The 3142-nt window shown below is 44.3% G+C and carries 2 protein-coding genes; both read left to right on the top strand.

Features of this window, described 5'->3' with window-relative positions; all coding sequences use genetic code 11:
• On the top strand, window positions 1-408 hold a 408-nt coding region (locus tag H6S82_RS26080; protein ID WP_277926572.1), incomplete at its 5' end, for an ATP-binding protein.
• A 362-nt stretch (window positions 409-770) separates the two neighbouring features.
• Complete coding sequence (locus H6S82_RS26075; RefSeq protein WP_190473838.1) at window positions 771-3029, top strand: MASE1 domain-containing protein; 2259 nt, start codon at window positions 771-773, stop codon at window positions 3027-3029.
• Window positions 3030-3142: the final 113 nt, after the last annotated feature.

The following is a 3142-nucleotide window of genomic DNA, read 5'->3' as shown; positions in this document are numbered from 1 at the left end:
GTGGAATGCTACGCCAGCGAAATGAATCAGGTGTTTATAAATATTATCAACAATGCAATTGACTCTTTGGAGTCACGCTTCGCGAAGGATGTAATAGAGGAGTTGGAACGTAGGCAAATTGGAACATTAGAATTTATTGAGCCTACTATTTGGATTCGCACCAGCTTAATAAATAATGAGCGGGTGAAGATTGAAATCACCGACAACGGTATCGGCATGACCCCAGAAGTCCAGTCTCGAATTTTCGATCCGTTTTTTACTACCAAAGAAGTCGGTAAAGGTACAGGTTTAGGTTTGTCTGTCAGCTATCAAATTGTAGTGGAAAAACATCAAGGATCTCTGAAATGCCTCTCGGAAGTCGGCAAAGGAACAACTTTGGAAATTGAGATTCCCATTCGACAGCATTGAAAAGTCAAAAGTCAATCATTCGCAGGGGCGGGTTTAGTCAATAACTCCAATCACAAGTCTATAGTTGTAGTCCAAAACCCGCCCGTACAAAGTTAAAAGTCAAAAGTAGAAATTTCCTCTTTATCCCTAGCCCCTAGTGCAGTACGGTAGAAGTAACCCAGCAGAGCTGAAGTAGTTAAATGCCTGACCATCAAAGGACTTTTGACTTTTGACTTTTGACTTTCTAGCCCCTTTTAGATCAAAATCACAGCTTAGAGTTTGGGACTTGCTCATAATCTTGGTTATCGGCACTTGCTCTTCTTATACTCAGTGAGCATCCGTATTTTTATCAGTGTGCATCTTCACATTTATCAGTTCAAACAATGAGCCCAATACCAAATCGGTTTTGGCGGTACTTGTTAACAGTTGCGATACTAGCTGCCGTTTACGGTGGCGCGGGAAAACTAGCATTACAAATTCCGAGTATTGTACCACAGGTAACGCCCCTTTATCCACCAGCAGGGATAAGCCAAGCCGCTCTTTTACTGTTGGGGCTGCGAGTATGGCCTGGAGTGATGTTAGGAGACTTCTTTGTTTCGCTATCATTAGGTGTATCGCCGATCGTCGCCCTGGCTATGGGAGCTTCCGCCAGCTTGCAAGCCCTGACAAGTACCGCTTTGTTAAAACGCTACAAAGTCAAGCTTAATTTAGAACGCCCTCAAGACGTTCTGGCATTTGTAACGCTCTCGGCAATGCTCTCGACAACTTTAAGCTCCACATTCAGCGTGTTGCTCTTATGCGCGAACGGCATACAACCTTGGCGCAATTTTGGCATAACTTGGTTAAGTTGGTGGCTGGGAGATGTAATGGGAGTTCTGGTCGTAACGCCAGTTTTGTTAAGTTGGTGTACCGTAAATCTGCCCAAACGTCCCGTTTCGCCCCAGACGATGCGAAAGTCCTTGCAATATATAGATGCGGGTATTTTGCTAATCTTGCTGATCGCAGTTAGCTGGGTGGTGTTTACGTGGCAAACAAAAGGAGCGATCGCCCGCTATCCTTTTGAGTATCTGCCTTTTCCGTTAGTAGTTTGGGTCGCATTTCGATTTAAACAACGGGGAAGCGTCGTTGCTACCCTGTTTCTCTGCTCAATAGCTATCTGGGGCACAGGACAAGGAGTTGGGCCCTTTCAGAATCACACCAATAATCCTATAGAAGCCGTTCTGTCTTTACAAGCTTTCGTAGCAGTCGTCAGTATCGCCGCCCTGCTGCTAGCCGCGACTGTAGCCGAACTGCAACAAGTTCAGAAGTCGCTGCACTCCAGTCAAGCCAGTTTAGCCGACGCCCAGCGCATTGCCCATTTGGGAAGTTGGGATTTAGACTTGATCGAACAGCAATGGCATTGGTCTGAAGAACTTTATCGCATTTTGGGATATTCTCCTCATACTTTTGCGCCCAACTGCGAAACTTTTTTGCGAACGGTTCACGCGGAAGACCGCGAGTGGGTGAAAAATTCGCTGCAAGAAGCGTTAACGCAGGAAAAACCTTATAGCATTAATTACCGAATTGTGCGACCCAACGGTGAAGAAAGGGTTATCCGCGAACAAACGGAAATCATTCGGGATATAGATAAAATGCCCATTCGCATTACGGGGACGATTCAAGATATTACAAAACAAAAGCGAGTCGAGCAAGCATTAATCCAATCGGAAGCACAGTTACTCGAACTTGCCCACAATCTCGACCTTAAGGTACATGAAAGAACTCAACAATTGCAACAAAAGAATGAAGAACTAGCTCAATCCCTCAAAACGCTCCAAGAGACTCAACAGCAACTTATTCAGTCGGAAAAGATGTCCTCGCTTGGTAGTTTGGTGGCTGGCGTTGCCCACGAAATTAACAACCCGGTCAATTTTATTTACGGCAACATTACCCATGTCCGCGAGTATACTAAAAGTTTGTTGGACTTAATAGACCTTTATCAGCAGGAGTGCCAGCATACCAGTTTTGAAATCAAAGATTGCATAGAGTCTAGCGATTTAGAATTTGTGAAAGCCGACCTGCCCAAAATATTATCGTCAATGCAAGCTGGAGCCGATCGCATTCGTCAGATTGTCCTGTCTTTACGCAACTTTTCGCGCTTGGATGAGGCGCACATGAAACCTGTTGATATTCATCACGGCATCGAAAGCGCTTTGTTACTTTTGCAGCAACGATTGAAAAGTTTTCGTAATACTGGGATCGACGCGATCAAAGATTATAGCAAACTGCCTCTAGTCGAATGTTATCCCGGCCAATTAAATCAGGTGTTTATGAACATTTTGACTAATGCGATCGATGCAATTGAGTCTCTTCCAGAAACTAAGCTGCAACGAGCTGTAATTACCATCCAAACCCGAATGTTAAGCAGCGATCGGGTGTTGATTAAAATTGCCGATACTGGTTCAGGAATGACTCCAGTAGTAAAAGCTCGTATTTTTGACCCATTTTTCACCACAAAACCTGTTGGCAAAGGAACAGGTCTCGGTCTTTCCATCAGTTACCAGATTATTGTAGAACATCACAAAGGCCAGATTAAATGTATATCGGAACCCGGAAAAGGCACTGAATTCCATATTGAAATACCATTGTGGCAGAGTCGTTAGCCAGCACATACAACAGATTTTAAGTTGGTAATGTACGCATTTGAAAGAATGGGAGAGTGGAAGAGTGGGGGAGTAAAAAAATTATCTAACTCACGCGGCTGCCAATCACTATA

Source organism: Planktothrix sp. FACHB-1355 (assembly GCF_014748295.1).
In the GTDB taxonomy this organism is placed as follows: Bacteria; Cyanobacteriota; Cyanobacteriia; order Cyanobacteriales; family Aerosakkonemataceae; genus Aerosakkonema; species Aerosakkonema funiforme_A.
Note: the sequence above shows the minus strand (reverse complement) of the source record. Positions and strands in the feature narration are given on the sequence as shown.

Coding starts and splice junctions, on each gene's coding strand:
- H6S82_RS26075 (WP_190473838.1), top strand. CDS start 771: ATGAGCCCAATACCAAATCGGTTTTGGCGGTACTTGTTAACAGTTGCG.